This is a genomic window from Saccharothrix australiensis (genome assembly GCF_003634935.1).
Taxonomy (GTDB): domain Bacteria; phylum Actinomycetota; class Actinomycetes; order Mycobacteriales; family Pseudonocardiaceae; genus Actinosynnema; species Actinosynnema australiense.
The window spans coordinates 1-22,660 of the sequence record NZ_RBXO01000003.1 but is presented as its reverse complement, the minus strand read 5'-3'; the positions used below and the strand labels follow the sequence as shown (position 1 = coordinate 22,660).

Sequence of the window (22,660 nt, the reverse complement as noted above, 5' to 3'; positions counted from 1 at the left end):
CCCGTATGCCCAGGTCAGCGGCCTGTACCTGGGGGTCGGGCGATCAGTCGGGTGATCACCACTCCTGGGAGCGCCGGAACGCCTGGGTGCGGCGGCCGGGGCTGTCGTCGCCCGCGCCGCTGTTGCACTTCCGGTGCTCGGGCCTGGCGTTGGCCACCGACGCCACACCGCCACGCGACCGCGCCCGCCGATGTCCGGTGGTGTAGCTCATGCGGTGGTTGGGCGGCAGCGTCATGTCGATCTGCAACCCACACCGGTGACACACCGGCGGTTGCTTCTTCGTGGCCGCGACGACCCTTCGCCACGGCCTGCCTTTGCGTCCCTGCCAGCGCGCCACGTCCACCACCTCGGACATGCGCGTGCCCCGCACCACGAAGTGGTGCGGGGCACGGGCCGGGAGCCGATCCCCGGCTACTCGGCACGGGTAGCAGGTCGGGGCGCAGCGTCCGATGAAGACACTGCACCAACGTGGGACACCATACGTTCGGTGCTGGTCAGCGTGCAAGCGTGCTGATCATGCGCCGCGTAGCGTGCGCCGCAGCATCACGAAGTGGTGTGCTGCCGCAACCGGGTCGCGTCCGTCCCGTTCGGCCGCGTGCGCGACCATGACCGCCTTCTCGGGTGTGACGCGGTCGGCGAGCAGCACGTCGACGGCGTCGGCCATCGCGCGCGTGACGCCCATCAAGGTCAGGTGCTGCTCCGGTGTGAGCACCAGGACCGTGCCGTCGGTCGACACGGCGAAGGTGCGGATGGTCAGGTGCACGGGTCCTCCGGTGGGTGCCGCTTGTCGTAGCTGGCCTGGGCCTGGGACAGGTCCCACGTCCTGGTGCGGCGGGTGCCGTACGCGTGCCAGCCGTCCTCGCTGGCCCATCGGCGGATCGTGCCGGGCGCGACGCCGTAGTGATGCGCGATGGCCTCGGTGTCGAGCAGCCGCAGTCGGGCCTTGATCATCGGGTGCGCACCCCCTGCTGGTCGGCCAGGCGCAGCCAGTCGCGGCGCGGCCAGACCCCGCCGCAGCCGCCGCACTCCAGGTCACCGGCGACCGGGTACCACAGTGGGTAGCCGCACCAGCTGCCGTCGTCGAACAGCTCTGGGCACCAGCCGATCGGGCGGGCCGGGCGCGGTCCGCCGGTGAGCGCGCGCAGCTGATCGCGCACCAGGCGCACCGCCCAGCACAGGTGACCGGCCCACTCCTGCCGCAGCGCCAGCTCGGCGTGCGCGGCGATGGCCCGGCAGATGTCGGCCACCGAGCCGGACCCGCGCCCGCGCCCGCGGTGGAACAGGTCCGCGCCGTCGACGAGGTACGGCACGGCGCGGCCGGCGGCGGTGTCCAGGACGCGGTGCCGGTAGCCGCCCAGCGCGTCGGCGGGGTGGATCAGGTCTCCCGGTTCGACCCACCGGGTGCGCGCGTCGACCAACGCCGACCACGTCAGGTTCAGCGGCGTGCCGGGTGCCTGGCCCCGCGGTGCGCGGGCGGCCTGCTCGCGCACCGGCGGCACGATCAGCTCGGGCCGGTCGAGGTCGCCCCACCGGTCCGGGATCTCGACCAGGGCGTCGCGCATCTCGTCGGCGCAGCGACCGCAGACCCGCAGCCCGTGGCGCGCCTCGCGGGCGCCCCGCCGGCGGCGTGCACACGCCGGGGTGATGCACAACCCGATGTCGGGTACCACGTTCACCGGCCACCCCTGCCGAACGCCAGGCCCCACAGCCGGTCGGTCCCGGCCAGGTAGGCGTCGACGATCAGCTCTCCGACGGTGAGGTGGTCGGCTGGTCGACCGGCCGGGCCCGACACCTCGGCCGCCTGGTGCTCGGCGGTCACCACGGTGGCCGCCGGCGCGGGCCGTTCGACACGCGGCGGTCCGGGGTGGATGTGGACCGGTACGCGGACCGGGTCGACGACGACCCGGTGCTCGGCGACGGTGCGGGCGTGGCACTGGTCGGCGGCGTCACCCCGGCGGCCGTCGCGCACGACGCGCTGGACCGCCGCCGCACGGGCGATGACCTCCAGCCGTGTGGCGAACGAGGTCGCGCAGCGGGCGGCGTCGGCCAGCACGGCGGTGAACCGGTGGGTGTCCAGTCGTATGGCGAGTGTCTTGGTGGCCACTCGGTTCGCTCCTCGGGTCAGGTCCGGCGTGCGGACGGGTAGACGTGGACACCTCGGCCCCAGTGGGGGCGCGTGCCCTGCGGACAGGTCTCGCGGTGCGCGGTGTGCACCCGGTGGCCGTGGTCGAGCGCGCCCGCGACCTGGCCGGCCGTGAGCGGGTGGCAGCGCACGCCGCGGTCGTCGACCGACAGCAGCAGCCGCCCGGCGGGTGAGGGCTCAGCGTCGACCGGTGTCGACCCGCCGTCGCAGGTGGTCGCGTGCACGATCCGGCCGTGGCACCACCCGCACGGCTGCACGTGGGCGGCGATGTCGCGGCGCGCCTGGTCCACCGGCAGCAACCGACGGCCCGGCGCGGTCGGCGCGGTCGGCGCGGGCAGCGCGGGGTGCGCGCCCTGCGGGTGTGCGACGTCGGCGAGCTGGACCCGACGCCAACAACCGGGGCCTTGGCGTCGGCCGCCGTGTGGCGTCACGCACTGTTCGCCGTGCGCGACGCCGCAGCCCTCGGGCGGTGGCGGACAGGCCGTGCGGTGGACGTCGTCGTACTCGCGCGGTGGCCGCCGGTAGAGCCGGACGCAGTCGGTGCCCACCGGCGCGCCGCAGCCCTCCGGTGGTGGCGGGCACGCCACCAGACGCGCGTGTTCCTGCTCCTGCAACAGGTCGTAGGTGTGCTGGGCGTGGTGCTGGCGACGGCGGATCACGGCGGGAACTCCCTTCCGGGTGGCTGGCTGCGCTGGGGGTTCGGTGGTGGGGCTGCGCGGGATCGGCGGTGGTAGATGTCCGGTGCGGAGCTGTCGCGGGCCGGTTGTGTCTCGCGGGGGATGGCTTGGGGGCTGTGTGTAAGCGCGTGCCCGACCCATCCCGGACCCTTCGCGGCATCAGCCGTCGGGTGATGGTGATGCTGTTCGTCCTGATCAGGGCGTGCGTGTCCGCTGGTCGGTTGATCACCGGGTGGTGGTTGACCGTGGTCGTGATCAGGATCGCGATCAACGTCGGAATCATCGACGTGGTCGTGTTCGGTCGGTGGTTCGTCGGTGATCGGTTGCTGATCGACCAGGTGCGCCCAGTCGTCGCGGTCGAACAGGGCGGGATCGCGGGCGGCCCACTCGGCGCGTTCGGCGTCGGTGGGCACGGGCAGCAGGCTCATCCCTGCCTCGTCCGGTGTGCGGTGCCCCTTGTACTCGTTGCAGCGCGCACAGCAGATGACGAAGTTCTCTCCGTCGCGCCCGGCCGGGGCGTCGGGGTCGACGTGGTCGTACTGGAGGAACTTTCGCCGGTCACGGGCGCGGCCTGCCTTGGCGGACAGCTTCCCGGATCGGCAGTAGCGGCAGCATCCGCCGTCGCGCTCGAACACGAGCGCCTTGAGCCGGCTGTCCCGGAGGTCTGCGGTCTGGGCGCGGTTGCGCTCGTACTCCTTGCGGCTGGGGTTGCGTCGGAGGAAGGCGTGCAGGCGGTAGGTGTAGCCGTCGATCCACTCGTCGCCGAGGCAGTCGCAGTCGTCGCCGCGTCGGTGCAGCTTGGCGGGTTGGCCCAGGATGGGCTTGGTCAGCAGGGTTAGGACCCTTTTGCTGCTGACCAGCGACCGCGCGGTCGACTCGTCCAGGTAGCCGTTGCTGGTGTGGTGGCTGGCGCGGGACATCAGCCGCTGGTGTGACGCCTGCAAGGCGTCGATCAGCGCTCGCCTGCCCTCGGCGAGGACAGTCCACACCGGATCGCTGTCGAAGGTGTCGCTGGTGAGGAAGTACGGCATCAGGCGGTCCTGCGGCGGCGTGCCCGCGCGGCCTGGTAACGCCGCTCGCCCGTGCACACCCACGGGTCACGGTGTCCGGCCCAGTGCAGCCGGTGCGCCTCGCGGTGCACCAGCTGGGCCAGCGTGCCCGGCCGGGTGTCGGCGGCGTCGTCGGCGACCAGGCGGCCGATCACGTCGTCCCCGACCAGTCCGGCGACCTCGACCACCAGGTCCAGCAGCAGCTCCGGGTTGTGGCGGCCGACGTCGACGAGCACGGCCAGGCGGGCGTGCTGGCCCTGGCGGACGTCGAGCACGAGCCGCGCCGCGCGTGCGAGGAAGGGTCCGCTGTACACGTGCTGCGCTCCTTCCCGGCCGGGGTCCGGCCGTACGGGTGTGGGTGTCCGCCCCCGGCGCGCGGGGGCGGGTGCTCGCTGCGAGCACTCCGGGCGTCACCGGCGTGGCGGTGGCACCTGGACTACCGGGCGGGCGGCGGTCCTTTGGGGACCGATGGATCGGGGTGTGCAACGGCGGCCAGCGCGTACTCCTCTGCGCTGGCCGCCGTGGTGTGTCCGGGTCAGGCCGGGGCGGGGGTCACCGTCGGTCCGCCTGACGGCGTCGGGCGTAGGAAGCCTCTGCGGGTGCGGCGGCCACGGCCGCCCACTCGGCGGCGTTCGGGCCCGACAGGTCGCCGGCCAGCGCGGTGGCGGCGGCGGCGGCGAGCGTGGCGTGCACCTGGGCGTGCCGCAGCAGCACGCTCTCCTCCGCCGCGTCGGTGGCCTGGGCGGCGTCGCGGGCGAACCGTTCGGCGCGCTGGTAGTGCTCGGGTCCGGTCATCACGCGCCCCGCTCGACGTGTTCGGCGTAGGTGGCCAGCGACCGTTCGAACGCGGCGTCGTCGTCCACCACCCGGTAGTACGGCCGCTGGTAGGCCCCGGCGGCGGGCCGGCTGCTCATCTGGTCGTCCACCCACTGCCCGACCTCGACCGGGTCCGGCAGCACACCCAGGTGGGCCCAGCGCACCCGCTCCAGCCCCGACCGGCCGTCCGGGTCGGTGCCCAGCGACCACCCCGACACCTCGGTCCAGCACAGCCAGACCTGCGGTACCGCCGTCAGGTCCTGCGGGGTCGCCGCGGGCGAGCGCAGCAGCACGGCCGCCAGTCGCGGCTGTTCGGGCAGCACCAGGCGGGTCGAGACGTAGGCGATCGGCACGGGCAGCGCCGCCACGACCGCGGCGACGTAGCCCGCGTGTGTGAGGGAGGTGTGGTCAGACAAGGGAGGGCTCCTCGGTGATAGCGGCCAGGTGGTCGAGTACCTTGCGGGCCTGGCTGGCGGGGATGGTTTGGCCCAGGCGCGCGGACAGCGCTTGGGCCAGGGCGTGGCGGCCGATGCCCGGCTGGTCGGTGACGATCGCTCGGGCGGGGGCGACCAGGTCGCGCCACGCGCCGCGCCGACCGGCCAGCGCACTGGTTGGTGGCCGGTTGGGTTGGTTGATCACGGCCAGGCGCTCGGCCAGCACCCGCGCGGGCCGGGTGGTCGGGTCGCTGACCGGGTGGCCGATCGGGTCGACCGGCAGCCCGGCCACGACGACCGGCGGAAGTTCGACCACGGCCGACGGGCGGGGTGGGGCGGCGGTGGTGACCACCACGCGCCCGGCCCAGCCCGGTGCCCGGTCGGACGGCTGGCCGGTTGACCGATCGGGCTGGTCGGTTGGCTGGTCGGGGCGGACCTGGCGGCGCGCCGCGAGCTGCAACACGTGCAGCGTCGCGGCGAGCACCATCGGCGGGACCGCGCCGACGGCCATCTGCACCCACACCTCGGGCTGGTAGCCACGCGCGACCAGCCAGTGCCACAGGCTGTTGCCCCCGATGGACAATGCGATGGCGGCCAGCGCCAACAGCCGCGCCGCACGGCGGGCGTCGGTCGGGGCGCGGCGGTCCAGCCAGATCAGCGTGGCTACCACACCGGTGGCGTCCAGGCTGACCGGCCACAGGTAGACCAGCCAGCCCGCGATCCGGCACGCGCGGGCCAGTTCCGCGAGCCCGGCGAACGACAGCACCACGGCGGAGCCGATGACCGGGGTGGCCAGCAGCCACACCAGCCAGCCAGGCCCCGACCAGCCATCGGCCACCTGCCGGGCGCGACCGGGTCGCATCGGGTCACCGGACATCGGGCACCCGCCCGCCATCGGCCAGGTCCCTTAGGTCCCGCGCGGGCGACGGCCCGGTCCGGCCCGGCCGCCCGAACTCGTCCCGCCGGCACTGGCCGGCGATGTTGGCGGCGGCCATCGCCAGCACCGTCAGCCCCGCCAGGACGAGCAGCACCACCGCCAGCGCGCCCAGCGCCAGGTCGTTCATCGGGTGTCCTCCGGGCGAGCGCCCCGGCCGCCGGTGACGTGCTCGGCGACGCGGTCGAGCAGTTCGGGCAGCGTGACCGCGCCGACGTCCAGGCCGTCGCCGTCCAGGCCGAGCAGGACCCGCAGCCGGACCCGGACGCGCGCCAGCTCGTCCATCGCGTCGTCGCGCACCGCGCGCGTCAGCCGGGCCTCGGCCACCACCTGGCGGTGCAGGTCCTCCAACGCCTGGTAGGCGATCAGCGCCACGCGGACCTCCTCGCGCATCGCGTCGTGCGAGGCGAGCACGGTGCGCACGGCGGGGTGGTCCAGCGCGCGGGCTGCGGCCACGGCGTCGGCGACCGGCGCGGGCCAGTCCGCGGCGACGCTGTCCACCACCGTGGTGAGCATCGCCGCCAGCAGGTGCCGCCGGCGGGCGTCGTCGTCCGGCACGGGCGCGCCGCACTCGGCGCAGTGCCGCGGGTCGTCCAGGCAGGGGACGTGCAGCACCAACGCGGACAGCATCACGTCCACCCGGTCACGGGTCCGGTCCATCGTCACTTGACCATCACCGCCCCGGTGATGACGACCTCGGCGGACACACCGGCGGGACGCGGCCCGCCGGGGCCTCGGCAGCCGACCAGCAGGGCGAGCAGCAGCAGCGCCGCGAACACCGCCGCGGCGGCCCGGCGCACGGCGCGGGGATGGGTGGTGGGCATGAGCGGACTCGTTCTCCAGGGTGTGCGGATGTGCAGGGCGGCGAGCAGGGTGAGCAGGGTGACGACGACGCAGACCGACAGCGCGCCGACCAGCAAGCCGCCCAGCGCCGGGCCGCCCACGACGGCACCGGCGACACCGGCGAGCAGGACCAGGCCCATCGCGGCGGTGGTCCACACCACGAGGTGCAACCAGGCCGCGACGACCTCGGCGACGTCGACCACCAGGCGCAGCACGGCGCGCACGGCCATCACCCGCCCTTCGCGCCGGCAGCCTGGGCCTTCAGGTCGCGCACCGCGGCCAGGACCTCCTCGGTTCCGACGCCCACCGGCAGCCCCAGCACCTCGGCGATCTCGTCGGGCAGGGCCCACATCCGGTCCGCGAACGCGGCCACCTCGGCGCGCGTCGTGGTACGTCGGGCCGCGTGGGGCATCTCGTGCGGCAGGTCCGGCAGCCCGAGGTCCGTCCGGATCGCCGTGAGGGTGTCGCTGTAGTCGTCCACCTCGTCGGCCAGCACCTCGGCGGCCGACTCCAGCGCCCGCAGATCCTCGGGCCTCGGGCACGCGGAGTGCACCAGCATGATCTGCCGGGCCGCCTCCTGCGCCTCCACCACCGGATCGACCGGCCCGGCCTCGGACGTCTCCTCCGTCACGTCGGCCTCGGACGCGGCCCCCTCGGGAACCGACGAGGACGGATCACCGGCGGCCGGTGACGCGGGAGGCATCGCACCCGCCGCGGCACCGGCTTCAGAGCGATCCTCCGCAGGTCCGGCCGTCACCGTCACCGGCGCCGCCGTCGACGTCGGCTCTCCGCCGGCGGGCTCGTCCTCGTCGCCCTGGCCCTCGCCGCCCGCCTCGCCCGCGTAGCCGGCCGCGGTCGCCTCGACCGCCGCCGCGCGGGCGCGCATCGCGCCCGCACCGCGCGTCAGCAGCGACCGCGTCACCTCGTCCGAGGTCCGCGCGGCCAGCGCCTCCGTGACCTCCGCCAGCGCCCGGTCAGCCTCCGCCAGCGCCACTAACGCGCCGCCGTCCAACGCGGCCCGGATCGACGCCTCCGCCGCGCGCATCCGCTCCGCGAGCTGCAACTTCCACTTGGGCAACGCCATCACCGGTCACCACCCGCGACGTCGCCCCGCTCGGCCAGCTCCACCACGGCGGCCGACACCGGCACCGGGTGCGCCAACACCTTCCGGTAGGCGCTCTCCACCAGCGCGCACACCGCCGGCGCGTCCGACACCGCGACCAACAGCACCGCGAACAACCTTGCCGTGTGCACGTGCAGCGCCGACGGAACCCCCATGCACGCCCGCTCCGCCTCGGCCCCGCAGTCCAGGCACGGCACCGCCCACAGGTACGCCGCGCCGCCCTCGGCCACCGCCTCCACCGGCGGCTCCTCCGCCGCACCCACCCGCAGCGCCGCGACCACCTGGTCCTGCGCCGCCACCACCCGCTGCGGCAACACCGCCCGCACCGAGTCGGGCAGGTCCATCCACTCCGACACCGCACCCGCCAACGCGAACCGCGCGCCGCGGCCGAGGAACGCGTGCAACAACCGCTCCACCGGGTCCGCCAGGTCCACCGGACGGTCGTCCGCCTGGTGCGCCGACGGCACTGGCGGCAGCTGCGGGACGAACCAGCGGTTCGCCGATGAATCTGAGATCATGTGTTCGGTCACGAGAGGGCCTTTCTCATCGTGGTCGTGGAAGCCGTTCGCTATGCGGGCGAACGGCTTCCTTCTTGTGCAGCGGGGCTGAGGTCCGGCATCGGCACGCCGAGCGCCTGCCACAGGTCGGTGGTCGCGACGCGGTACCCGCGGCCGACCCGCAAGACCCGCACCGGGTAGTCGCCCGTCCTGGCCAGGTCGTAGCCGCGGGATCGGCTCAACCCGAGCGCAACGTTCGCCGTGTCCAGGGACACCACGGTCGGCAGCGTGACCAGTTCGGCCAGCGTCATCGAACGTTTGAGCGGGGCGGTCATCGGATTGACGCGATCGTCTCGAACGGCACGTCGAGGACGGTGGCGAGAGCGGCCACCAGCTCCTCGCGCGAGCCCTTGCGGGCGCCCGTCTCCAGGTTGCGGATGTGGTCGGGGTGTGCCGAGACGCCCAGGTCATCCAGCCGAGCGACCACATCGCGGACGCTGAGGCCGCTGAGGACGCGGATCGTGCGGATGGCCACGCCATTCGTTCGTGTGGTGGTGCGAGGCATGGGTCACACGATAGGGCGGAATCAGGCGGGCTTCAAGCCTGAACCTGCCTGATTCCACCTGATCCGGCCCGTTTGGGCGGACTCTAACGGAGTAACAGCAGGTCAGTGGCTACGGTTTCCCGCCTGATGCCGCCTGATCCCGCCTGGACCAACCGGGCTGAATCCGGCACTATGAGCAGTCATGGACTATGACCTGGCGGCCTGGCGTCGGTTGGCCAAGTTGGCCGTCGACCGCCGCAACCACCACGGCTGGTCGCAAGCTGACGTCGCAGCCCGTGGGGGCGTCAGCCTGGACACCGTCCAGTCGATCGAGTCCGCGCGCCGCGAGAAGTACTGGCCGAGAACACTGCGCCGCTACGAACGCGGGATGCTCTGGGCTCCGAACAGTGTGGAGGCCGTGCTGGAAGGTCGGCACGCCACGGCCTTGGAGGGTGATCCGCCTAACCGTGCCGGAACGCCACGGCCGATGGTCAGTGATCCCGTGTCGACCGCTCAGGCTCTCAAGATGCTTCGGGCCGTGCGTGCCGCGTTCGGCCGCCCGGCGTTCGAGGCGGCGTTGGCAGAGCTGCGGGCCGAGCTGGACGCCGAGGGTGACGAGGCACACGGAGCGTCGGGACTGCACTAGTCCGTGTCGGCTGATCGAGTGGACCGGAAGGCCGTACTCCCCTAGGGCGTAACGGGTCATCATGCGGCGGGGATAGGCGGGACGTTAGACCGCAATGTTGCGGAGACTGCTGCACTGGGAGGGGCTTTGCTCACTCTGCGTTCCGTCGTCGCGCTCGCCACCGGCCTGCTCACGGTCGCTTACCTGGTCGACCTGCGGGCCATCCTGCACTCCGGCGTCGGCCTGTTCCCGTTGCCCGTCGCCGGTCTCGTCCGGACGGTGACTGCGGTGTCGTGGGTCGCGCTGATCGCCGTGCTGGTGCGCGATTACATGACCCGCCGAGTGGAGGAGTACGCAGCGCTGGTAATGGCACGGATCAATAACCTGGAACGCACTCTTGAAGGGGCGACGGAACTGCGCCGGGCCGTCAACGACGTGCCACGTCGGCGGCACCTCAGCCGCGTCGACAACAACTGATGACCTTTGTCGGAAAGGGTGGCAATGAGAGGTTCTATTCACAGAAGATGCTATTGTCGTGATCCGGAAACGAAGAAGCCGCTCGGTAAAAGGTGTCCGAAGCTGAACGGTAAGCGGCACGGTACCTGGAGTCTCCGGCAAGAACTGCCGAACCATCCGAAAACCGGTGAGCGTAGAAACTTTTCCCGTAGTGGATACGCGTCCAGTGAAAAGGCGTCCAACGACCTCGACAAGGTGCGGGCACTGCTTGGCATTCCCGACGAAGGGGACAACGAGGGAGTGGAGCGTATCGTTGCATTGCTGTCCACCGCTTCTAAGGCGAAGTTGCCAATTCCTGACTTCGAAGAAACGGCGGCTCGTTTTAGGCGAGGTGGTGCGACGTTGCACACCACTGAGACGCTTGGCGATGCTCTATCGGCATGGATTGCAGGACGGAAAAGCCTGCGTGAAACCACCAGGCGAAGCTATGAAAGTCATATCCGTGTGCACATCAATCCCGCTATCGGACACATACGGCGTGACCGCCTCACGGTCGCCCAACTTGATCACATGTTTACGATGATCGACGAACGCAACGAGGAGATCGAGGAAGGTAACGCCCTACGCCGAGAGGCGCGTTCGCGGCTTGCCGCAACCCGTGACCGCTCTGAACGCCGGGCCATCCGCGCGGAGTTGGAGGCGCTGCCCCCCTTTCGGAGAATCACCGGGCCAGCGACTCAACAGCGCATCCGAGCCACGCTCCGAAAGGCCCTCAACGACCTGATTCGCGACGATCCGGTCACGCACTTCAACCCGGCCAAGTGGGTGGAGCTGGAACACGGTAAGCGGCCACCGGCATTGGTGTGGACCGACGAGCGGGTACGTCAGTGGCGCGCGACAGGAGACCGACCGAGCCCGGTCATGGTGTGGACTCCAGCACAAGCTGGTGTGTACCTCGACCACCTGGCCGATGATCCCCTGTACGCGATGTGGCACCTGTTCGTCTACCGGGGCCTGCGCCGCGGCGAGGCGTGCGGGGTGCGACACACCGACTTCGACGCCAAGTCGGCGTCACTCAGCATCCACGAGCAGCTGGTGATGCTGGGCAGCGTGGTCAAGGCGAGCAGACCTAAGAGCGCCAGGAGTCACCGCGTGATCGGGTTGGATGCCGAGACGGTTCGAGTCCTGCGCAAGCACCAGCAGCGACAGCGGCAGGCCCGGATGCAGTGGGGCGCCGCGTGGCAGGACAAGGACAGCGGCCGGCTGTTCACCCGCGAAGACGGAGCGCCGCTCGTACCGGAGTGGGTGACCGACCGACACGAGCGTCAGGTGGCTGCGGCGGGTCTTCCGCCAGTGCGCCTCCACGATCTCCGGCACACTGCCGCATCCGTGATGCTCGCGGCTGGCGTCGAGCCGAAGATCGTCCAGGAGACCCTGGGGCACTCAAGCATCACGCTGACGCTCGACACCTACACCAGCGTGTTTCCGCACCTGGCGATCAAGGCTGCCGAGGCTACAGCTGCGGCGATCCCGCGTACGGGCACGGCAAAACGCGTGAGCGGTGCGTGAGCGGTGCGTGAGCGGACGCCCTGGGATGCGGACGGACGAGGCGGGACGGGGTGGGACTCGAACCGCCGTCAAGCTGGGATTTTGCAGGATTTAGAGGGCCGCAGTTGGACAGGCCAACACGAACCCGGCCTGACTTTTAATCCGTTGGTTCAGGGTTCGAGCCCCTGGCGGCCCACCCTCTGACCTGCAAGAACAAGGCCCTCCCCAGCCCTTTCAGGGCCGGGGAGGGCCGTTGCGTGAGCGATGCGTGAGCGGTGGTGCAGAAGTGCGACCCTGGACCAACCGGCCGTAGGGCGCCGCGCCTACCGGAGCGTCGTGGCTCGCGCCCACCATCCGCGGGGCGCGAGCCACGACACGGTCAGCTGCCGGCCTGACCCACGCTGCGCAGGAACGCACGCAGCGCGGCCGGGTGGATGGGCAGCTCAACCTCAGGGTGCTTGGAGTCCCGCAGCAGGCCGAAGCCGCTCTTGATCTCGACGCAGTTCGACTCCGACCCGCTGCGGCTGGATCGCCGCCATCCGGACGGCGCAGGCTGTGCCATAGGACCTCACTCCCTCAGGGCGTGCTCGATCACCCTCAGCGAGTCTCCCTCATCCATCGCAAGCGCAAGAAGCTGGGCGCGCGTGGCCACGTAGGTGTCGGTCTGGGCGGGTTCTGCGAAGAACACGGCTGACCTGCTCAATTCGATGTGGACCATAGGTGGTTTCTCTTCGAACTCCAGGAGCAACCAGGGGCTCACCAGACCAGCATGTGCCTCAGCTCTGACAGAGATGACGCGTATGGAGACGCCGGTACGCTCGTGCGCGACGTCGAGCAGGTGGCGCAACTGGTTACGGCGAACTCTGTCGCTGCCAACGCGTCGGTGCAACACGGTTTCGTCAACGATGGCCGTGTAGTCGATCCGGTCGAGCACCTGCTGGCGGTGTTGGCGTGCCATCAGGCGAACGCCCACCTCGGCCTCGGGGATGCGATCGGCGAGCATGTACGCCCGCCCGTACTCCATCGTCTGAAGCAGCCCCGGAATCAGCAGCGGCGACCAGTCCGTGAGCGAGCGCGCCTGGGACTCCCACGTCGCCAGCGTGATCGAACTCTCGGGCAGGCCAGTGATCGTCTCCAGCCACGCTGGCTCGGTCGGGGTCCTCGCCATTGCCATCAGCCGTTCGCGTTCGGCTCCGGTGACGCCCAGCAGTGCGAGGTACGCGGCCACCTCCTCCGACTCCACCGTCCTGAGACCGGTCTCCATGCGGGACACCTTGGACTCACTCCAGCCCAACTTGCTTGCGATCGTCTTCATCGAGGTCTTGCGGGACTTCCGCAGGGCGCGCAGCTGCGCGCCGAGACCTGCCGCTTTGGCCTGGCTCATGGTGCTCCGACTCTTCTCGATTCACCCGGATGGAACTTGCACACTTGCACGCGCTGCCTCAAACTTGCGCAAGGTTCGAAGCCTTGCAGACGGAGATGGTCTCACGTCGGGGCGTGATCCTCGGAGAGGAGGGCCGCGTGGCGCATTCGATCATGGCTCTTCCTCCGTGGCCGATGAAACCGGCGCGGTCAACCCTTTCGTGTCGGGCGGTCTGGTCCGTGCACCCGGTTGGACGGACTCTTCTCGGTAACGTGCTCGTTACGCGTCGTGCCAATGGATCTCATTTGGACAGACTGCTTAAATCTTCAACTTTCCGCGTTTCTTGCTACTGGGTCAGATTGCGAATGAGGGTTGACCGCGACGCGAAACTGATTGACGCTGCAACCTTCTCAAGCTGTGGTGGCCGGGGGGCTAGCTACGGCGTGACCAGGCAAGTCCGAGTGCGACTGATCCGGGGGCGGGACGTGCATCAAGACGAGATGCGCTATCGGCGAGCACTGGGTGCAGTTCTGCAAGAGTGCCGGACCGCGCGCGGCCTCACGCGACCAGACGTCGCTCGGGCGGTGAAGGATCTCATCGAGACCCCATTTACCGCTCGTACGCTCGAAGCGGTCGAGACCGGCCGTCGCGAAATTTCGTCGTGGCGACTCACTGTGTTGAGCTGGGTGCTGGAAGTCGACCACGAAGACATCATCAAGCGAGTAATCCGCGACCTGGACATCAGACCGTACGGCTCCATTTCGCTCGACGCCCGGTCGCTCGCTGGTAGTGACGCTCTGCAACCTCTGCGCGCCTGGGTGTCCGCCACGGCTGCCCTAAGGGCATCGCACGAGGTCGTGTTGCCAGCTGCGGCGATCGCTCCGCTGGCCCAGCTGTGCGGACTGTCGGTGCGCGACCTGCTCGCGCTGCTGCGGCCCCTCTCAGTTCATCCCCGACTCGTCGGTCAGGAGAACCGTCATGTCGTTTGAATGGCAATTCGTGTTGTACATCCTGGGCTGCCTCGCCGTTTGCGGGCTCATCCTTCTTGGCGTGCACCAGGCCAGCGCGCGGCGCGACGCGCGGCGCGACGCTGTACTTCTGAGCGCCGAGGCTGAGCGGCGCGACGCTGCACTCTGGCGCGCTGAGGTTGCGCGGCGCGCCGCTGCTCGCCTGGACGCCGAGGTTGAGCGGCGCGCCCGTGAAGCCCTGCGACCCCACTGCGACACGCGCCAACATGACCGTGCCGCAGTGCTGGGCGGGGGTGCTCGCCCGAGCGCGGGCACCCCCAGTCGACCGCGTCACGCTTGGGTGGCCGGCGCGGGCCAGCACAGGCAGGCGGCGTGATGGTCCGCCCGCTGATCAACGCTCTGGATGATCTTGTCGAGTGGTGGAGGTTCGGCCGCCGTCCGAGCTGGGTTGCCGCGCCCGGCGCGCCCGCCGGGCGGTGGGCGGCATGAGCGACGTGATGGCGGCCCGGCAGACCAGCCGGTACGAGCGGGTCACGGACGACGACCTCGCGGTGATCCGCGAGCAGATGTCGGCCCTGACGAACGTGTTCGTGCGGCTGCTGGGCAACGACATCCCGGCGCACGCTGCGGCCGAGCTGTTGGAGGAGCTGTCGGGCGAGGCGCGCGCCTTCGCGCGACTGTGCGAGGTGATGTCGCGTCGGATGCTGGTCCTGCCGCCGCTCCAGGTGGACGGCGTGGTGGTCGACGTCTCCGCCTCGGCAGAGGCCGTCGGCGTGAACCGGGAGCGCGCGGGCGGCGTGCCCTGACCCCGTGATCTCCGGGCCGGCCCGCGTCGGCTCGTGAGGGTGTGCGCGCCCGTCGCGCACACCGGCTGTGCCCGCCCCGCCTCCCCTCGAAGGGGCGGACACAGCCCGCTCACTATCCAGAGAGGACAGACGATGGCGGGATGGCGACTGGCTGACGACGACCCCAGACCCGCGCAGGGGCTGGACGAGGAGACCACCGAGCTGCTGGAACGGTACCTGGCCGAGTCCGACCCGGCCGGTGACGGCGACGCCGGCGCGTCGAGCCGCTGAAGCTGCTGCGGGCCGCCCGCCTCCTCGGCGGTCCGGTATGGCGTGCGCAGCCAGGGGCGCGGCGCGCACGCCCTACGCCCCCGAGTCCCGACCGGGGGCGTAGGCGGTGCCCCCTCCGTGCCAGACCCCGGAGGGGGCATCCGCCCCCCTGCGTGCGGTGAGAACACCGTGGGAGCGCCGATGATCTGTGCGAAAGGGAACCAATGGGCGACGAGAGGGACGAGTGGGAGGCGTGGTGGGTGGAGCAGGCGCTGCGCGGGATCGTCCGCGACCTCTCCACCGACCCCGGCCGGGTCGAGCGGGGTACCGGGTGCCCCGTCGACGCTGCCAAGAACAAGGACAAGGACGACACCGACCGGCCCGGCAAGTAGCCGACATCGCGTAGGCGGTGGTGCAGGGGCCCTGTGGTTATGACTGTCCACTGAGGATGGAGAGACTGTGGGAAAGATCGAGGAAACCGTGAGCCGCTGGGAGTTCGGCAGCGCGCACCTTCAGTTGTGCGAGCGGTTACGCAGTGGGTGTGCGGACGTCGAGGTCGGGGACGACGCCGACGACAGCATCGAGCAGGAGGGGGGTGTGGGCTCGTGACGTGGCGACCGAGCGGGCCGTCCCATGCCGAGGAGCCGGTCCGGATCGCCCGGCGTGACGTCGGCGACGTGCGGCTGGAGGCGGTGGAGTACGCACGTGACGGCGCGGGTCCGAGCGGCTGGCGGTACCTGCTGACGATGAGCGGTGGTCGTCGCTCCGGTTGGGAGATCGCCTACTTCGACCGGCCCAACATCACGTCGCTGATGGTCGCGGCCATCAGCGAGTACCTGGACCGGCACCCGATGATGGCGGCCGAGTTCGCGCGCGACCCCTACGACTGGTCCGACGTGGACATGATGCGGTGGTACGCGCACGCGGCGCTGGCCGCCGACGAGATCCTGTTCCCCGCGACCGCACGGCTCACGCTCGACCTGGGACCTGTACCGGGCGGCGTGCCGTTGCCGTTCGCGGCGGAGTGGCATGAGGCGGTGACGTGGCTGGGTGTCCTCCAGCCGACGCTGGCCGTCGTGCAGCAGACCGCGGGCGTGGCCGGTCGGCACGAGGTGATCATCGCGCTGGCGTCGGCGAGCCGGCACGTGACGCTGCGGCACCGCGAGGTGTGGCCGCTGCGGCTGGACGCCGAGTCGGTGGGCATCGACGCCGCGGAGGCCGTCGGCGACCGCGGCGCGCAGCTGCACCTGCGGCTGCGGCGCGCGGACACCGCCCGTCGCCTGGGGCAGCACGTGCCCGCGCTCACCGACCTCCAGCTGGTCCTGGCGGCGGACGATCTCGACCCCGTCCGCCGCCAGGAGGCGCTGGTGCAGCGCGCCTTGGTCCGGCGCGACCAGGGGCGGCATGGTGAGGCCGACCGCGACCTCACCGGGGCGCTCCACCTGGCCGAGGAGACGGCCAGCGCGATGGGCCAGGCCGTCGCGCTGGCCGCCCTGAGCCGGATGCGCACCGCGCGGGGCGACTGCCACCAGGGGCTGAAGCTGGCGCGGCGCGAGCTGGCGGTCCGAGCCCGCCTCGGCGTGCCGACCGGCACCGCCTACGCCCACCACAGCATCGCTCTCGCGCTCCAGGGCCTCGGCGAGCACGCCGCGGCCGTGCGCCAGTGCGACCTCGCGGACGCGATCTACCAGCAGACCGGCGGCCCGGCCGCCGACGAGGCGGATCTGCTCGACACGCTCGCCCGGTCGCTGGACCACCAGCCCGACGGGCGCGAGCGGGCCGCGGCGTGCCGGACGGCCGCCGCGCTTATCCGACAGTCCCTCGGCCTCGCCGAGGACGAGCAGCCCGGAGAGGTGCACGGATGATCGGGATCTACGAGGCGCACGAGCAGGGCACCGCTCCGATGCTCGTCACCGCCGCCGAGCGGGCCGTGACCGGTGACCGGTGGGCGGTCGCCGTCACCGACGGAGCCCGCGCCGACCCGAGTGCGCGCCAGGCCGCGCAGTTCGCGGCGCGCACGGGCGCGCAGGTCGGTGTCGACAGCGGAGCGGAGACCGCCGTGGCGGAGACGGCACAGGCGGTGGCCGCCGCCGGTCACGCGCCGGTGGATCTGGTGGTGGTCACCTCCGGCGGCGGCCCGATGATCGACGCCGCCTGGCGTGGTGGCTGCCGCGCATGGGCCGTACTGCGCCAGGGGCACGTGATGCAGCTCGGCGACGCGACCGAGCCCGAGCGGCCCGGAGTGTCCTGGTCGGTGCGGGGATCGGGAGGCTCATCGGTTCGCATCGGGCCAGTGGAGGAAATCTGCGCCGTCCTGCTGACGACGGCGAGCGTGCACGGCACCCTCGGCCGCACGGTACTGAGCCGGTGCGTCGACGACGCGCTGAGCACCCGCCGCGCGTGGGCGGTCCCATCGGCGCTGATCTCCCTGGTACGGATGTTCGAGGCCGGCCGTGAGCACGAGAACGCGGGCGCGGTGATCGTGCACACCGGGATCAGCCCGCGCAGCCGTACGTGATGCGCACGGGGGACAACCCGGTCGACAAGCCCACCCGGCTCAGCGTCAACATCAGCCCGGCCACCGAACAGGCGCTCCAGATGATCGTCGACCGCGAGGGCATCACCATGACCGAAGCGGTCCGGCGGATGGTCGGGTACGGCAAGCTCCTCTACGAGGCCAGCGTCGTCGGCGACCAGATCCTGCTGCGCCGCGGTGGAGAAACCGCACACGTCATCATCATCTGACCTCGCGAATCGAACGTGCCCTACCCCGATCGGCTCGCCGTACCGGCGGCAGTCCGCGCGCTGGCGGCGGCGAGCCGAAGCAGTTCGTAACGCGGACTGCCGTCACCCCGACGTCATCTCCAGTACCCACGAGGAGGCCACAGCATGTCCGAGCCGCAGGCTCCGATGCCGATCGCGTTCGACCCGTCGACGAGCAAGGCGACGACCGGCCCGACTTGGCACAGCGACTACGTCAAGGCGTCGCTGCACCGCATCCGGTCGTCGTCGGTGGATCAGGCGGTGGCTCAGGCCATGACCGAACAGGTGGTGCTGCTGCACTCGATCCGCCGCATCCTGGTCTGGACGCTGATCATCGTCCCGACGGTGGTCGTGGCGTTGGGGGTCGTCGTCTGGGTGGCGGCGGACTCGCAGTCGTCGGCAACCTGTGGTGGCGTCTACTCGTCCCGTTGCTGATAGGGGTTCGACGAGACGACGAGGCCCCGCACCGCCACCCTCACGGGTGGGCGGTGCGGGGCCTCGTCGTTGCTCGGGTCACGGCGCGGAGCGCCCACCGTCCGTGCCCGCGTCGACGGGCACCAGGCGGCGGCCGGCATCGTCGCGCGGATCGTGCATCGGGGTGACCAGCGGCTCGCCGCGGCGGGCGACGCCGAGCGCGGCGAGCGCGGAGGTGACGGCCGCGCCGAGGGCGGCCGTGGTGGTCAGCACGGCCTGGAGCGCGCCGGACTGCTCGGCGGTGATCGCGCCACCGTGGCCAGCCCGGACACCGCGCCGCCGAGCACCGCCAGGCCCACGGCGAGCCGCCGCGCGATGCCCCGCAGCGGCGTCCGGTCTGGAGCGGGTGCGGTCACGCGGACACACCACCTCAACGCCCCGACGCAGTACCTCGCGCACTGCCTCGCGGACCTGCTCGACGGACGCGCCGCCGACACCCCGCCGCGCCAGCTCCTCGGCCAGCACCGCCTCGTCCAACAGGTCGGGCAGGCGTCCGTCCAGCGCGGCCAGCAGCTCGGCGGTCTGCTCCTGCTGGGCCGCGCGCACCGCCGCGTGGTGATGCGCTCCAGCTCGTCCGGCGTCACGTCGCGCCGGTCCGCGATCGCGGCCACCTGCGCCGCCATCGCCGTGAGCACCTGGCGCGTCGCCGCGCCGTGGCGCGCGGCCTCCGTCGCCTGCGCCTCCGCCGAGGTGAGCGCGTCGCTGGCCTTGCCCAGCCGCGCTCACCTCGCCATAACGATCTCGGTTGCCAAAGGCACGTCGTCCTCCTTGACGTCGTCGCCCTGCACGAGGGCGATGAACTCGGGCCACGGGAAGCCGGGGCCGGGGTCGGTGTGGTCGGTCTCGCCCCACGCCGCGCTGGTGTCGGCGTGGCCGCAGATGCCCGTCCACGTCGCGGCGCAGATCGGCGGCGGTGATCTTGCGGACGGTGATGTCGAACTCGCGACAGCGGTCGCGGGCCCACTCGGCGGCGTGGCGCAGCATGGACAGTGGCGAGCGGACGCGCCGCCACGCACCGCGCGACCCGTCCCCGTTGCGAATCCACGGCACCCACACGTCCACGTCGTCCCTGGACAACCACTGCTCACGGCTCATGGCCGCGAACGCGCACAGCTCGATGTGCAACCCGTAGCTGTTGGCCGTCTCGCCGGCGGTCCACGCGGCACGGGCGTAGGGCACGAGGCGGACCGACGACACCGCCCGCGTCCCGGCGGCGTGCGCGGACGCCTCGCTGTTGTCGTCCAGGTAGGCCGCCATGTCGAAACCGGTCGAGGATGCCTTCGCCGGTGTGCACGACGATGAAGAACGGCGGGGCCGGGCGGTCACTGGAGTAAGGAGCCAAGGAGGTCACCTCCCAAGTGGATGAGGCGGCGTGCCCGCCTCGGGATCGGTTGTGGTCACGGCGGATCGGCGGACCTCGGCGGCGACGTCCTCCGGCCCGCCAGCGGGCGCGGCGCTCCTGATCCAACTGGGCGTAGACGTCGGTCAGCCGCTGCCGCACCTCGGCCAGCTCGGCGCGCACGGCCGCGACGTCGGCCGCCGCGCTTTCCCGCACGGCGCTGAGGTCCGCGCTGTACGCGTCGCGCAGCCGCGTCATCTCCGCGGCGTGTCGTTCCTCCGCGGCGTCCAGGTCGGCGCGGTAGTCACCGCGGTCGACCGTGACGTGCCCCATAAACCTGCTTGATCAGGATCACCAGGTAGGCCAGGATCGCCGTCTGCGGTGCCGCCGCGATCGCGGCGGAACAGGAATTTTCGGGGCCCCACGGCCGCTCCAATTCGGATCGTGGTGTCGCAACCACAGTCGACGTGCGCACCTGGGTGGTTCCGGGACGCAGGCACGCCTCGGCCGGTCATCCCGGTGCGCTCCGTCGGTGTGTGTCCGGTCAGGTCACGCGCCACCGGGTCAGCGAGAACCAGGAGCCGGTGTGAAGGACGGTGTTCGTGGGGTCCGCGGCGAGCTGTCCGAACTGGGGCGTCACCGTCAACCGGCTGCCTCCCGCTCGCGGCGTCCGGGGTGAGAATCCAGCCGGTGACCCGCGCGACGAGCCTGGTGCCGACGGCCGGCGCCGTGGCCAGCGATCCCGACCGCGGCCTCGGCGGAGCCGACGTGTAGGTGCCCGCCAGGCTGGTGCCCGTGGCGATGTCCAACGTGGTGCCGGTGATCCGGCCCTGGGTGCCGGTGGGCACGTTCAAGGCGAACTTCACGTCGGCCGTGGTCGAGGAGCTGTACTCCAGCAGCTGTCGACCAGGTAGTAGGCCATGCCGGACGCGTTGATCGTCATCCCGGCGAGGTCGACGAACGCGGTGTGTTGTTGCGGGTCACGTCGGCGGTGAGCCGCGCGGTCAGCTCGCTGTCCTCGACGTAGCGGCGGGAGTCGCCGACCTGGGTGGCCCCGATCACCGTGTCCAGCGCGGGGACGTCGACCACGGCTAGCGGGACCTCCCACCGCGTGCCGTCGATCGTCACACCCGGCGCGGACGGCGACTCGGCCGCCGTGCCCTCCAGGACGTCGAACTCGATCCGGTTGTCGCCGTAGGCCGTGCGCGCGACGACCCGGTCTCGGCGGGGCAGCGTGCCGTGCGCGGTGGCGATGGGCAGGGTCAGCTCGGAGACGACCTCGCCCCAGTGTCCCGCCGATCCACGCCTCACCGGTCCGGATCTTGACCTGCATCCCGGAGCCGTCGGCGTAGACCTCCAGGGTGTTGCCGACGCCGCGCAGGACACCGTGGCCCGGCGCGGAGCGGCCGAGCATGTAGTTCATGAACCGCCGCCAGGTGTCCTCCGAGACGTTGGCGCCGGGGCCGTTGTCGAACGGGCGAGTGGTGTGCGCGGGGACCGCCATCGTGCTCACCTCCGTTCCAGTTTGGGACAGCCGTCCGTCGAGGTCGTGCAGCGCGCGGAACGCGCGGCAGCAGGTGGGCATGGGGTGGAGGAGGGAGTGCGATCGACGGCGCGATGGTCACCCCGTCGGGGCGCAGCTGGACGCGCGCCTCGCGGATGACCTCGTCAGGGTGATCTCGTCGACCACCGTGGACCACGGTGGTCGCCGACGCCGTAGTCGGTGAGGTAGGTCATGTGCTCCAGGTCGACCGGGGTGATGCCCAGGACACCTCGCCCGCCTCGGACAGCACCTGCGCGCGGATCTCCTGTCGAGCACACCGGTGTCGGAGGTGTCGCGCCGGTCCACCCATCGCTCGATGCGCGGCCAGCCGGCGGCGATGGACGCGGCGTCCTGGCCTCGCGGACGGTGCGGGCGGTGCCCTCTCCGCTGCCGCCCACGACGAAGAAGTTCGCGGCCGGCTGGGAAATCGGTACTCGTACCTGGCGAGCGTGCCCAGCTCGGTGGACAGCTTGATCCGGGACGACAGGTCCCTGGGCCGGAACACCTCGAAGACCAGGGCTGCGCCGTCCTGCCGGACGCGGAACCCGATGTCCCCGCCGGCGATCGCCAGATCCTGGAGGAACGGCAGCAACTGCTGCCACCGGCCGCGGCCGGTGACCGTGGTACCGGCCACCGGGTCGGCGGCGATCTGCAAGCCGGGTACGCGCGGGGCGACAACGCGCCGCTGGCGGCGTTGCGGTTGACGTAGTAGAGCAGCACGGCCGAGCAGTGGCCGGTGCGCACGTCGTAGTCGCTGGTCGAGTACGGCGGGCGGGCGTGGTGGGCTCGGGGTGCACCAGGCGGTGGCGCAACCAGACCATGTCGTCCCACCCGGTGATGCGTACCGCGTTCCCGGTCTCGTCGACCTGTCGTTCCGGCCGGCGCATCGGTCCGGAGAACACCGTGGCACCGTTGCGGACGACCTCGATCCCCCAGCCGGGCCGCACCAGCAGCCCGGCGTTTGGGTGAGCGGCCGTCGATCTCCATCCGCCCAGGTGCCGTACGTCGCGGTGGCGCGTGTAGGTGTCAGCTGCGCGTAGTCGTCGACCTCGGCCTCGCGGCGCAGCGCGGGCGTGCGGACGTAGACCTTCCACTCGTCGCTCACGTCACACCACCTTGTAATTCGCGTCGGTAGGCCAGGCTCACCGAGGAGCTGTCGACGGCGGCGGCGCCCAGCTCGACCCGGATGACGTTGATCCCTTGGCCAGCGACCACAGGCTGCTGGTCGTGGTGATCTCGCCCGAACCAGTTGGCGGTGCCCACCCGGATGCTCTTGCGCGCCGGGGCCGGTGTCGATGGTTCAGCGTCTTGCCCCGCCGCGAGCGCGGCCGAGGGCAGCGACAAGGACCCGGCCGGTGGTCAGGTTCCGCAGTGTCAGGCCGTGTCCCGGTCCGGTGATCGTCCACACAGGCCACGACGGGACGTCGCCGACGTTGTCGATCGACACGTCGGCGAACACTTCCGAG

38 protein-coding genes, 1 tRNA gene and 1 pseudogene are annotated in these 22,660 nt (G+C 71.5%); 15 read left to right on the top strand and 25 right to left on the bottom strand.

Annotated elements, in window-relative coordinates; translation table 11 throughout:
- Window positions 1-55: 55 nt before the first annotated feature.
- The 18 genes from C8E97_RS33915 to C8E97_RS33830 form a co-directional block, all read right to left on the bottom strand.
- Entirely contained in the window at window positions 56-247 is a 192-nt protein-coding gene (locus C8E97_RS33915; protein WP_121013040.1) for an HNH endonuclease, read from the bottom strand.
- A gap of 267 nt (window positions 248-514) precedes the next feature.
- Entirely contained in the window at window positions 515-763 is a 249-nt protein-coding gene (locus tag C8E97_RS33910; RefSeq protein ID WP_121013038.1) for a hypothetical protein, read from the bottom strand.
- Window positions 754-951 carry a thioredoxin domain-containing protein gene (locus tag C8E97_RS33905; RefSeq protein WP_121013036.1) on the bottom strand — a complete coding sequence of 66 codons (198 nt, stop codon included), beginning with the start codon at window positions 949-951 and terminating at the stop codon, window positions 754-756. The genes C8E97_RS33910 and C8E97_RS33905 overlap by 10 nt, the downstream gene beginning before the upstream one ends.
- Window positions 948-1,676 (bottom strand): hypothetical protein, encoded by a 729-nt coding sequence (locus tag C8E97_RS33900; protein WP_121013034.1) that lies wholly within the window; start codon window positions 1,674-1,676, stop codon window positions 948-950. Before C8E97_RS33900 ends, C8E97_RS33905 begins: the two co-directional genes overlap by 4 nt.
- A complete protein-coding gene (locus tag C8E97_RS33895) occupies window positions 1,673-2,104 on the bottom strand; it encodes a hypothetical protein (protein ID WP_121013032.1) in 432 nt (143 codons plus the stop codon). The genes C8E97_RS33900 and C8E97_RS33895 overlap by 4 nt, the downstream gene beginning before the upstream one ends.
- Window positions 2,105-2,121: 17 nt before the next feature.
- On the bottom strand, window positions 2,122-2,802 hold the full coding sequence (locus C8E97_RS33890) for a hypothetical protein (protein WP_121013030.1): 681 nt from the start codon (window positions 2,800-2,802) through the stop codon (window positions 2,122-2,124).
- Window positions 2,799-3,851: an HNH endonuclease gene (locus C8E97_RS33885; RefSeq protein WP_170212197.1), complete on the bottom strand. Its 1,053-nt coding sequence runs from the start codon at window positions 3,849-3,851 to the stop codon at window positions 2,799-2,801. The genes C8E97_RS33890 and C8E97_RS33885 overlap by 4 nt, the downstream gene beginning before the upstream one ends.
- Window positions 3,851-4,183 carry a hypothetical protein gene (locus C8E97_RS33880; protein ID WP_121013028.1) on the bottom strand — a complete coding sequence of 111 codons (333 nt, stop codon included), beginning with the start codon at window positions 4,181-4,183 and terminating at the stop codon, window positions 3,851-3,853. The genes C8E97_RS33885 and C8E97_RS33880 overlap by 1 nt, the downstream gene beginning before the upstream one ends.
- Before the next feature lie 238 nt (window positions 4,184-4,421).
- On the bottom strand, window positions 4,422-4,664 hold the full coding sequence (locus tag C8E97_RS33875) for a hypothetical protein (protein WP_121013026.1): 243 nt from the start codon (window positions 4,662-4,664) through the stop codon (window positions 4,422-4,424).
- Window positions 4,664-5,101 (bottom strand): DUF6292 family protein, encoded by a 438-nt coding sequence (locus tag C8E97_RS33870; protein ID WP_121013024.1) that lies wholly within the window; start codon window positions 5,099-5,101, stop codon window positions 4,664-4,666. Before C8E97_RS33870 ends, C8E97_RS33875 begins: the two co-directional genes overlap by 1 nt.
- A complete protein-coding gene (locus tag C8E97_RS33865; RefSeq protein ID WP_170212196.1) occupies window positions 5,094-5,981 on the bottom strand; it encodes a DUF2637 domain-containing protein in 888 nt (295 codons plus the stop codon). Before C8E97_RS33865 ends, C8E97_RS33870 begins: the two co-directional genes overlap by 8 nt.
- A gap of 4 nt (window positions 5,982-5,985) precedes the next feature.
- Window positions 5,986-6,183 (bottom strand): hypothetical protein, encoded by a 198-nt coding sequence (locus tag C8E97_RS33860; RefSeq protein WP_121013020.1) that lies wholly within the window; start codon window positions 6,181-6,183, stop codon window positions 5,986-5,988.
- On the bottom strand, window positions 6,180-6,713 hold the full coding sequence (locus tag C8E97_RS33855; RefSeq protein WP_121013018.1) for a hypothetical protein: 534 nt from the start codon (window positions 6,711-6,713) through the stop codon (window positions 6,180-6,182). Before C8E97_RS33855 ends, C8E97_RS33860 begins: the two co-directional genes overlap by 4 nt.
- A 2-nt stretch (window positions 6,714-6,715) precedes the next feature.
- A complete protein-coding gene (locus C8E97_RS33850) occupies window positions 6,716-7,126 on the bottom strand; it encodes a hypothetical protein (RefSeq protein ID WP_121013016.1) in 411 nt (136 codons plus the stop codon).
- Window positions 7,126-7,980 (bottom strand): ribonuclease D, encoded by an 855-nt coding sequence (locus C8E97_RS33845; RefSeq protein ID WP_121013014.1) that lies wholly within the window; start codon window positions 7,978-7,980, stop codon window positions 7,126-7,128. Before C8E97_RS33845 ends, C8E97_RS33850 begins: the two co-directional genes overlap by 1 nt.
- On the bottom strand, window positions 7,980-8,537 hold the full coding sequence (locus tag C8E97_RS33840; protein WP_147455316.1) for a hypothetical protein: 558 nt from the start codon (window positions 8,535-8,537) through the stop codon (window positions 7,980-7,982). The genes C8E97_RS33845 and C8E97_RS33840 overlap by 1 nt, the downstream gene beginning before the upstream one ends.
- Window positions 8,538-8,587: 50 nt before the next feature.
- Window positions 8,588-8,851, bottom strand: a complete 264-nt coding sequence (locus C8E97_RS33835; RefSeq protein ID WP_211347323.1) for a DNA-binding protein — start codon at window positions 8,849-8,851, stop codon at window positions 8,588-8,590.
- A complete protein-coding gene (locus C8E97_RS33830; RefSeq protein ID WP_147455315.1) occupies window positions 8,848-9,081 on the bottom strand; it encodes a helix-turn-helix domain-containing protein in 234 nt (77 codons plus the stop codon). Before C8E97_RS33830 ends, C8E97_RS33835 begins: the two co-directional genes overlap by 4 nt.
- A 181-nt stretch (window positions 9,082-9,262) precedes the next feature.
- On the opposite strand from C8E97_RS33830, the gene C8E97_RS33825 reads away from it, so the two are divergent.
- From C8E97_RS33825 to C8E97_RS35115, 4 genes are all read left to right on the top strand, one after another.
- Window positions 9,263-9,706, top strand: coding sequence for a helix-turn-helix domain-containing protein (locus tag C8E97_RS33825; RefSeq protein WP_121013008.1), 444 nt, complete (start codon window positions 9,263-9,265; stop codon window positions 9,704-9,706).
- Between the two features lie 126 nt (window positions 9,707-9,832).
- Window positions 9,833-10,162 (top strand): hypothetical protein, encoded by a 330-nt coding sequence (locus C8E97_RS33820; RefSeq protein ID WP_121013006.1) that lies wholly within the window; start codon window positions 9,833-9,835, stop codon window positions 10,160-10,162.
- Window positions 10,163-10,396: 234 nt separating this feature from the next.
- Window positions 10,397-11,710 carry a tyrosine-type recombinase/integrase gene (locus C8E97_RS33815; protein WP_170212195.1) on the top strand — a complete coding sequence of 438 codons (1,314 nt, stop codon included), beginning with the start codon at window positions 10,397-10,399 and terminating at the stop codon, window positions 11,708-11,710.
- Between the two features lie 95 nt (window positions 11,711-11,805).
- Window positions 11,806-11,885, top strand: a tRNA-Lys gene (locus tag C8E97_RS35115).
- Between the two features lie 183 nt (window positions 11,886-12,068).
- On the opposite strand, the gene C8E97_RS33810 is transcribed toward C8E97_RS35115, so the two are convergent.
- Together C8E97_RS33810 and C8E97_RS33805 are read right to left on the bottom strand one after the other, a co-directional pair.
- Window positions 12,069-12,251, bottom strand: coding sequence for a DUF397 domain-containing protein (locus tag C8E97_RS33810; protein ID WP_121012990.1), 183 nt, complete (start codon window positions 12,249-12,251; stop codon window positions 12,069-12,071).
- A 6-nt stretch (window positions 12,252-12,257) separates the two neighbouring features.
- The gene (locus tag C8E97_RS33805) at window positions 12,258-13,073 is read right to left on the bottom strand and encodes a helix-turn-helix domain-containing protein (RefSeq protein WP_121012988.1); all 816 of its coding nucleotides are present in this window, start codon (window positions 13,071-13,073) and stop codon (window positions 12,258-12,260) included.
- Window positions 13,074-13,636: 563 nt separating this feature from the next.
- Between C8E97_RS33805 and C8E97_RS36925 the strand changes: the two genes are divergently transcribed.
- From C8E97_RS36925 to C8E97_RS33775, 9 genes are all read left to right on the top strand, one after another.
- A complete protein-coding gene (locus tag C8E97_RS36925; protein WP_484336687.1) occupies window positions 13,637-14,041 on the top strand; it encodes a hypothetical protein in 405 nt (134 codons plus the stop codon).
- 395 nt (window positions 14,042-14,436) lie between these two features.
- Entirely contained in the window at window positions 14,437-14,826 is a 390-nt protein-coding gene (locus C8E97_RS33795; protein WP_121012984.1) for a hypothetical protein, read from the top strand.
- A gap of 132 nt (window positions 14,827-14,958) precedes the next feature.
- On the top strand, window positions 14,959-15,096 hold the full coding sequence (locus tag C8E97_RS35105) for a hypothetical protein (RefSeq protein ID WP_170212189.1): 138 nt from the start codon (window positions 14,959-14,961) through the stop codon (window positions 15,094-15,096).
- A gap of 203 nt (window positions 15,097-15,299) precedes the next feature.
- A complete protein-coding gene (locus tag C8E97_RS35100) occupies window positions 15,300-15,467 on the top strand; it encodes a hypothetical protein (protein WP_170212188.1) in 168 nt (55 codons plus the stop codon).
- Between the two features lie 67 nt (window positions 15,468-15,534).
- Entirely contained in the window at window positions 15,535-15,684 is a 150-nt protein-coding gene (locus C8E97_RS35095; protein WP_170212193.1) for a hypothetical protein, read from the top strand.
- On the top strand, window positions 15,681-16,940 hold the full coding sequence (locus tag C8E97_RS35090) for a hypothetical protein (RefSeq protein ID WP_170212187.1): 1,260 nt from the start codon (window positions 15,681-15,683) through the stop codon (window positions 16,938-16,940). Before C8E97_RS35095 ends, C8E97_RS35090 begins: the two co-directional genes overlap by 4 nt.
- The gene (locus C8E97_RS33785) at window positions 16,937-17,593 is read left to right on the top strand and encodes a hypothetical protein (RefSeq protein ID WP_121012980.1); all 657 of its coding nucleotides are present in this window, start codon (window positions 16,937-16,939) and stop codon (window positions 17,591-17,593) included. The genes C8E97_RS35090 and C8E97_RS33785 overlap by 4 nt, the downstream gene beginning before the upstream one ends.
- Window positions 17,593-17,820 carry a hypothetical protein gene (locus tag C8E97_RS33780; protein ID WP_121012978.1) on the top strand — a complete coding sequence of 76 codons (228 nt, stop codon included), beginning with the start codon at window positions 17,593-17,595 and terminating at the stop codon, window positions 17,818-17,820. Before C8E97_RS33785 ends, C8E97_RS33780 begins: the two co-directional genes overlap by 1 nt.
- Before the next feature lie 144 nt (window positions 17,821-17,964).
- Window positions 17,965-18,273, top strand: coding sequence for a hypothetical protein (locus tag C8E97_RS33775; protein WP_121012976.1), 309 nt, complete (start codon window positions 17,965-17,967; stop codon window positions 18,271-18,273).
- A 78-nt stretch (window positions 18,274-18,351) separates the two neighbouring features.
- Here the strand turns inward: C8E97_RS33775 and C8E97_RS34195 are convergent, their stop codons facing one another.
- On the bottom strand, window positions 18,352-19,569 hold the full coding sequence (locus C8E97_RS34195; RefSeq protein WP_147455314.1) for a hypothetical protein: 1,218 nt from the start codon (window positions 19,567-19,569) through the stop codon (window positions 18,352-18,354).
- Window positions 19,570-19,684: 115 nt separating this feature from the next.
- On the opposite strand from C8E97_RS34195, the gene C8E97_RS33760 reads away from it, so the two are divergent.
- On the top strand, window positions 19,685-19,996 hold the full coding sequence (locus C8E97_RS33760) for a hypothetical protein (RefSeq protein ID WP_147455313.1): 312 nt from the start codon (window positions 19,685-19,687) through the stop codon (window positions 19,994-19,996).
- 429 nt (window positions 19,997-20,425) lie between these two features.
- The gene (locus C8E97_RS35085; RefSeq protein WP_170212192.1) at window positions 20,426-20,587 is read left to right on the top strand and encodes a hypothetical protein; all 162 of its coding nucleotides are present in this window, start codon (window positions 20,426-20,428) and stop codon (window positions 20,585-20,587) included.
- Window positions 20,588-20,590: 3 nt separating this feature from the next.
- Here C8E97_RS35085 and C8E97_RS33755 read toward each other — a convergent pair whose 3' ends face one another.
- The 4 genes and pseudogenes from C8E97_RS33755 to C8E97_RS35075 form a co-directional block, all read right to left on the bottom strand.
- Complete coding sequence (locus C8E97_RS33755; RefSeq protein ID WP_121012994.1) at window positions 20,591-20,962, bottom strand: hypothetical protein; 372 nt, start codon at window positions 20,960-20,962, stop codon at window positions 20,591-20,593.
- Window positions 20,963-21,384: 422 nt separating this feature from the next.
- Entirely contained in the window at window positions 21,385-21,849 is a 465-nt protein-coding gene (locus C8E97_RS36920; RefSeq protein ID WP_170212191.1) for a Gp37-like protein, read from the bottom strand.
- A gap of 112 nt (window positions 21,850-21,961) precedes the next feature.
- Window positions 21,962-22,288 (bottom strand): annotated as a pseudogene (locus C8E97_RS36915) (Gp37-like protein); the annotation flags it as partial.
- 7 nt (window positions 22,289-22,295) lie between these two features.
- A complete protein-coding gene (locus C8E97_RS35075) occupies window positions 22,296-22,457 on the bottom strand; it encodes a hypothetical protein (RefSeq protein WP_170212190.1) in 162 nt (53 codons plus the stop codon).
- Window positions 22,458-22,660: the final 203 nt, after the last annotated feature.

Bases quoted from the DNA above. Each gene is read 5' to 3' on its own strand.
- C8E97_RS33840 (WP_147455316.1), bottom strand. From the start codon at position 8,537: ATGATCTCAGATTCATCGGCGAACCGCTGGTTCGTCCCGCAGCTGCCG.
- C8E97_RS33785 (WP_121012980.1), top strand. From the start codon at position 16,937: ATGATCGGGATCTACGAGGCGCACGAGCAGGGCACCGCTCCGATGCTC.
- C8E97_RS33805 (WP_121012988.1), bottom strand. From the start codon at position 13,073: ATGAGCCAGGCCAAAGCGGCAGGTCTCGGCGCGCAGCTGCGCGCCCTG.
- C8E97_RS33850 (WP_121013016.1), bottom strand. From the start codon at position 7,126: ATGGCCGTGCGCGCCGTGCTGCGCCTGGTGGTCGACGTCGCCGAGGTC.
- C8E97_RS33775 (WP_121012976.1), top strand. From the start codon at position 17,965: ATGTCCGAGCCGCAGGCTCCGATGCCGATCGCGTTCGACCCGTCGACG.
- C8E97_RS33835 (WP_211347323.1), bottom strand. From the start codon at position 8,851: ATGACCGCCCCGCTCAAACGTTCGATGACGCTGGCCGAACTGGTCACG.
- C8E97_RS35100 (WP_170212188.1), top strand. From the start codon at position 15,300: ATGGGCGACGAGAGGGACGAGTGGGAGGCGTGGTGGGTGGAGCAGGCG.
- C8E97_RS33855 (WP_121013018.1), bottom strand. From the start codon at position 6,713: ATGGACCGGACCCGTGACCGGGTGGACGTGATGCTGTCCGCGTTGGTG.
- C8E97_RS34195 (WP_147455314.1), bottom strand. From the start codon at position 19,569: ATGGCGGCCTACCTGGACGACAACAGCGAGGCGTCCGCGCACGCCGCC.
- C8E97_RS33810 (WP_121012990.1), bottom strand. From the start codon at position 12,251: ATGGCACAGCCTGCGCCGTCCGGATGGCGGCGATCCAGCCGCAGCGGG.
- C8E97_RS33825 (WP_121013008.1), top strand. From the start codon at position 9,263: ATGGACTATGACCTGGCGGCCTGGCGTCGGTTGGCCAAGTTGGCCGTC.
- C8E97_RS33905 (WP_121013036.1), bottom strand. From the start codon at position 951: ATGATCAAGGCCCGACTGCGGCTGCTCGACACCGAGGCCATCGCGCAT.
- C8E97_RS33845 (WP_121013014.1), bottom strand. From the start codon at position 7,980: ATGGCGTTGCCCAAGTGGAAGTTGCAGCTCGCGGAGCGGATGCGCGCG.
- C8E97_RS33875 (WP_121013026.1), bottom strand. From the start codon at position 4,664: ATGACCGGACCCGAGCACTACCAGCGCGCCGAACGGTTCGCCCGCGAC.
- C8E97_RS35105 (WP_170212189.1), top strand. From the start codon at position 14,959: ATGGCGGGATGGCGACTGGCTGACGACGACCCCAGACCCGCGCAGGGG.
- C8E97_RS33860 (WP_121013020.1), bottom strand. From the start codon at position 6,183: ATGAACGACCTGGCGCTGGGCGCGCTGGCGGTGGTGCTGCTCGTCCTG.
- C8E97_RS33830 (WP_147455315.1), bottom strand. From the start codon at position 9,081: ATGCCTCGCACCACCACACGAACGAATGGCGTGGCCATCCGCACGATC.
- C8E97_RS33780 (WP_121012978.1), top strand. From the start codon at position 17,593: ATGCGCACGGGGGACAACCCGGTCGACAAGCCCACCCGGCTCAGCGTC.
- C8E97_RS33885 (WP_170212197.1), bottom strand. From the start codon at position 3,851: ATGCCGTACTTCCTCACCAGCGACACCTTCGACAGCGATCCGGTGTGG.
- C8E97_RS33865 (WP_170212196.1), bottom strand. From the start codon at position 5,981: ATGCGACCCGGTCGCGCCCGGCAGGTGGCCGATGGCTGGTCGGGGCCT.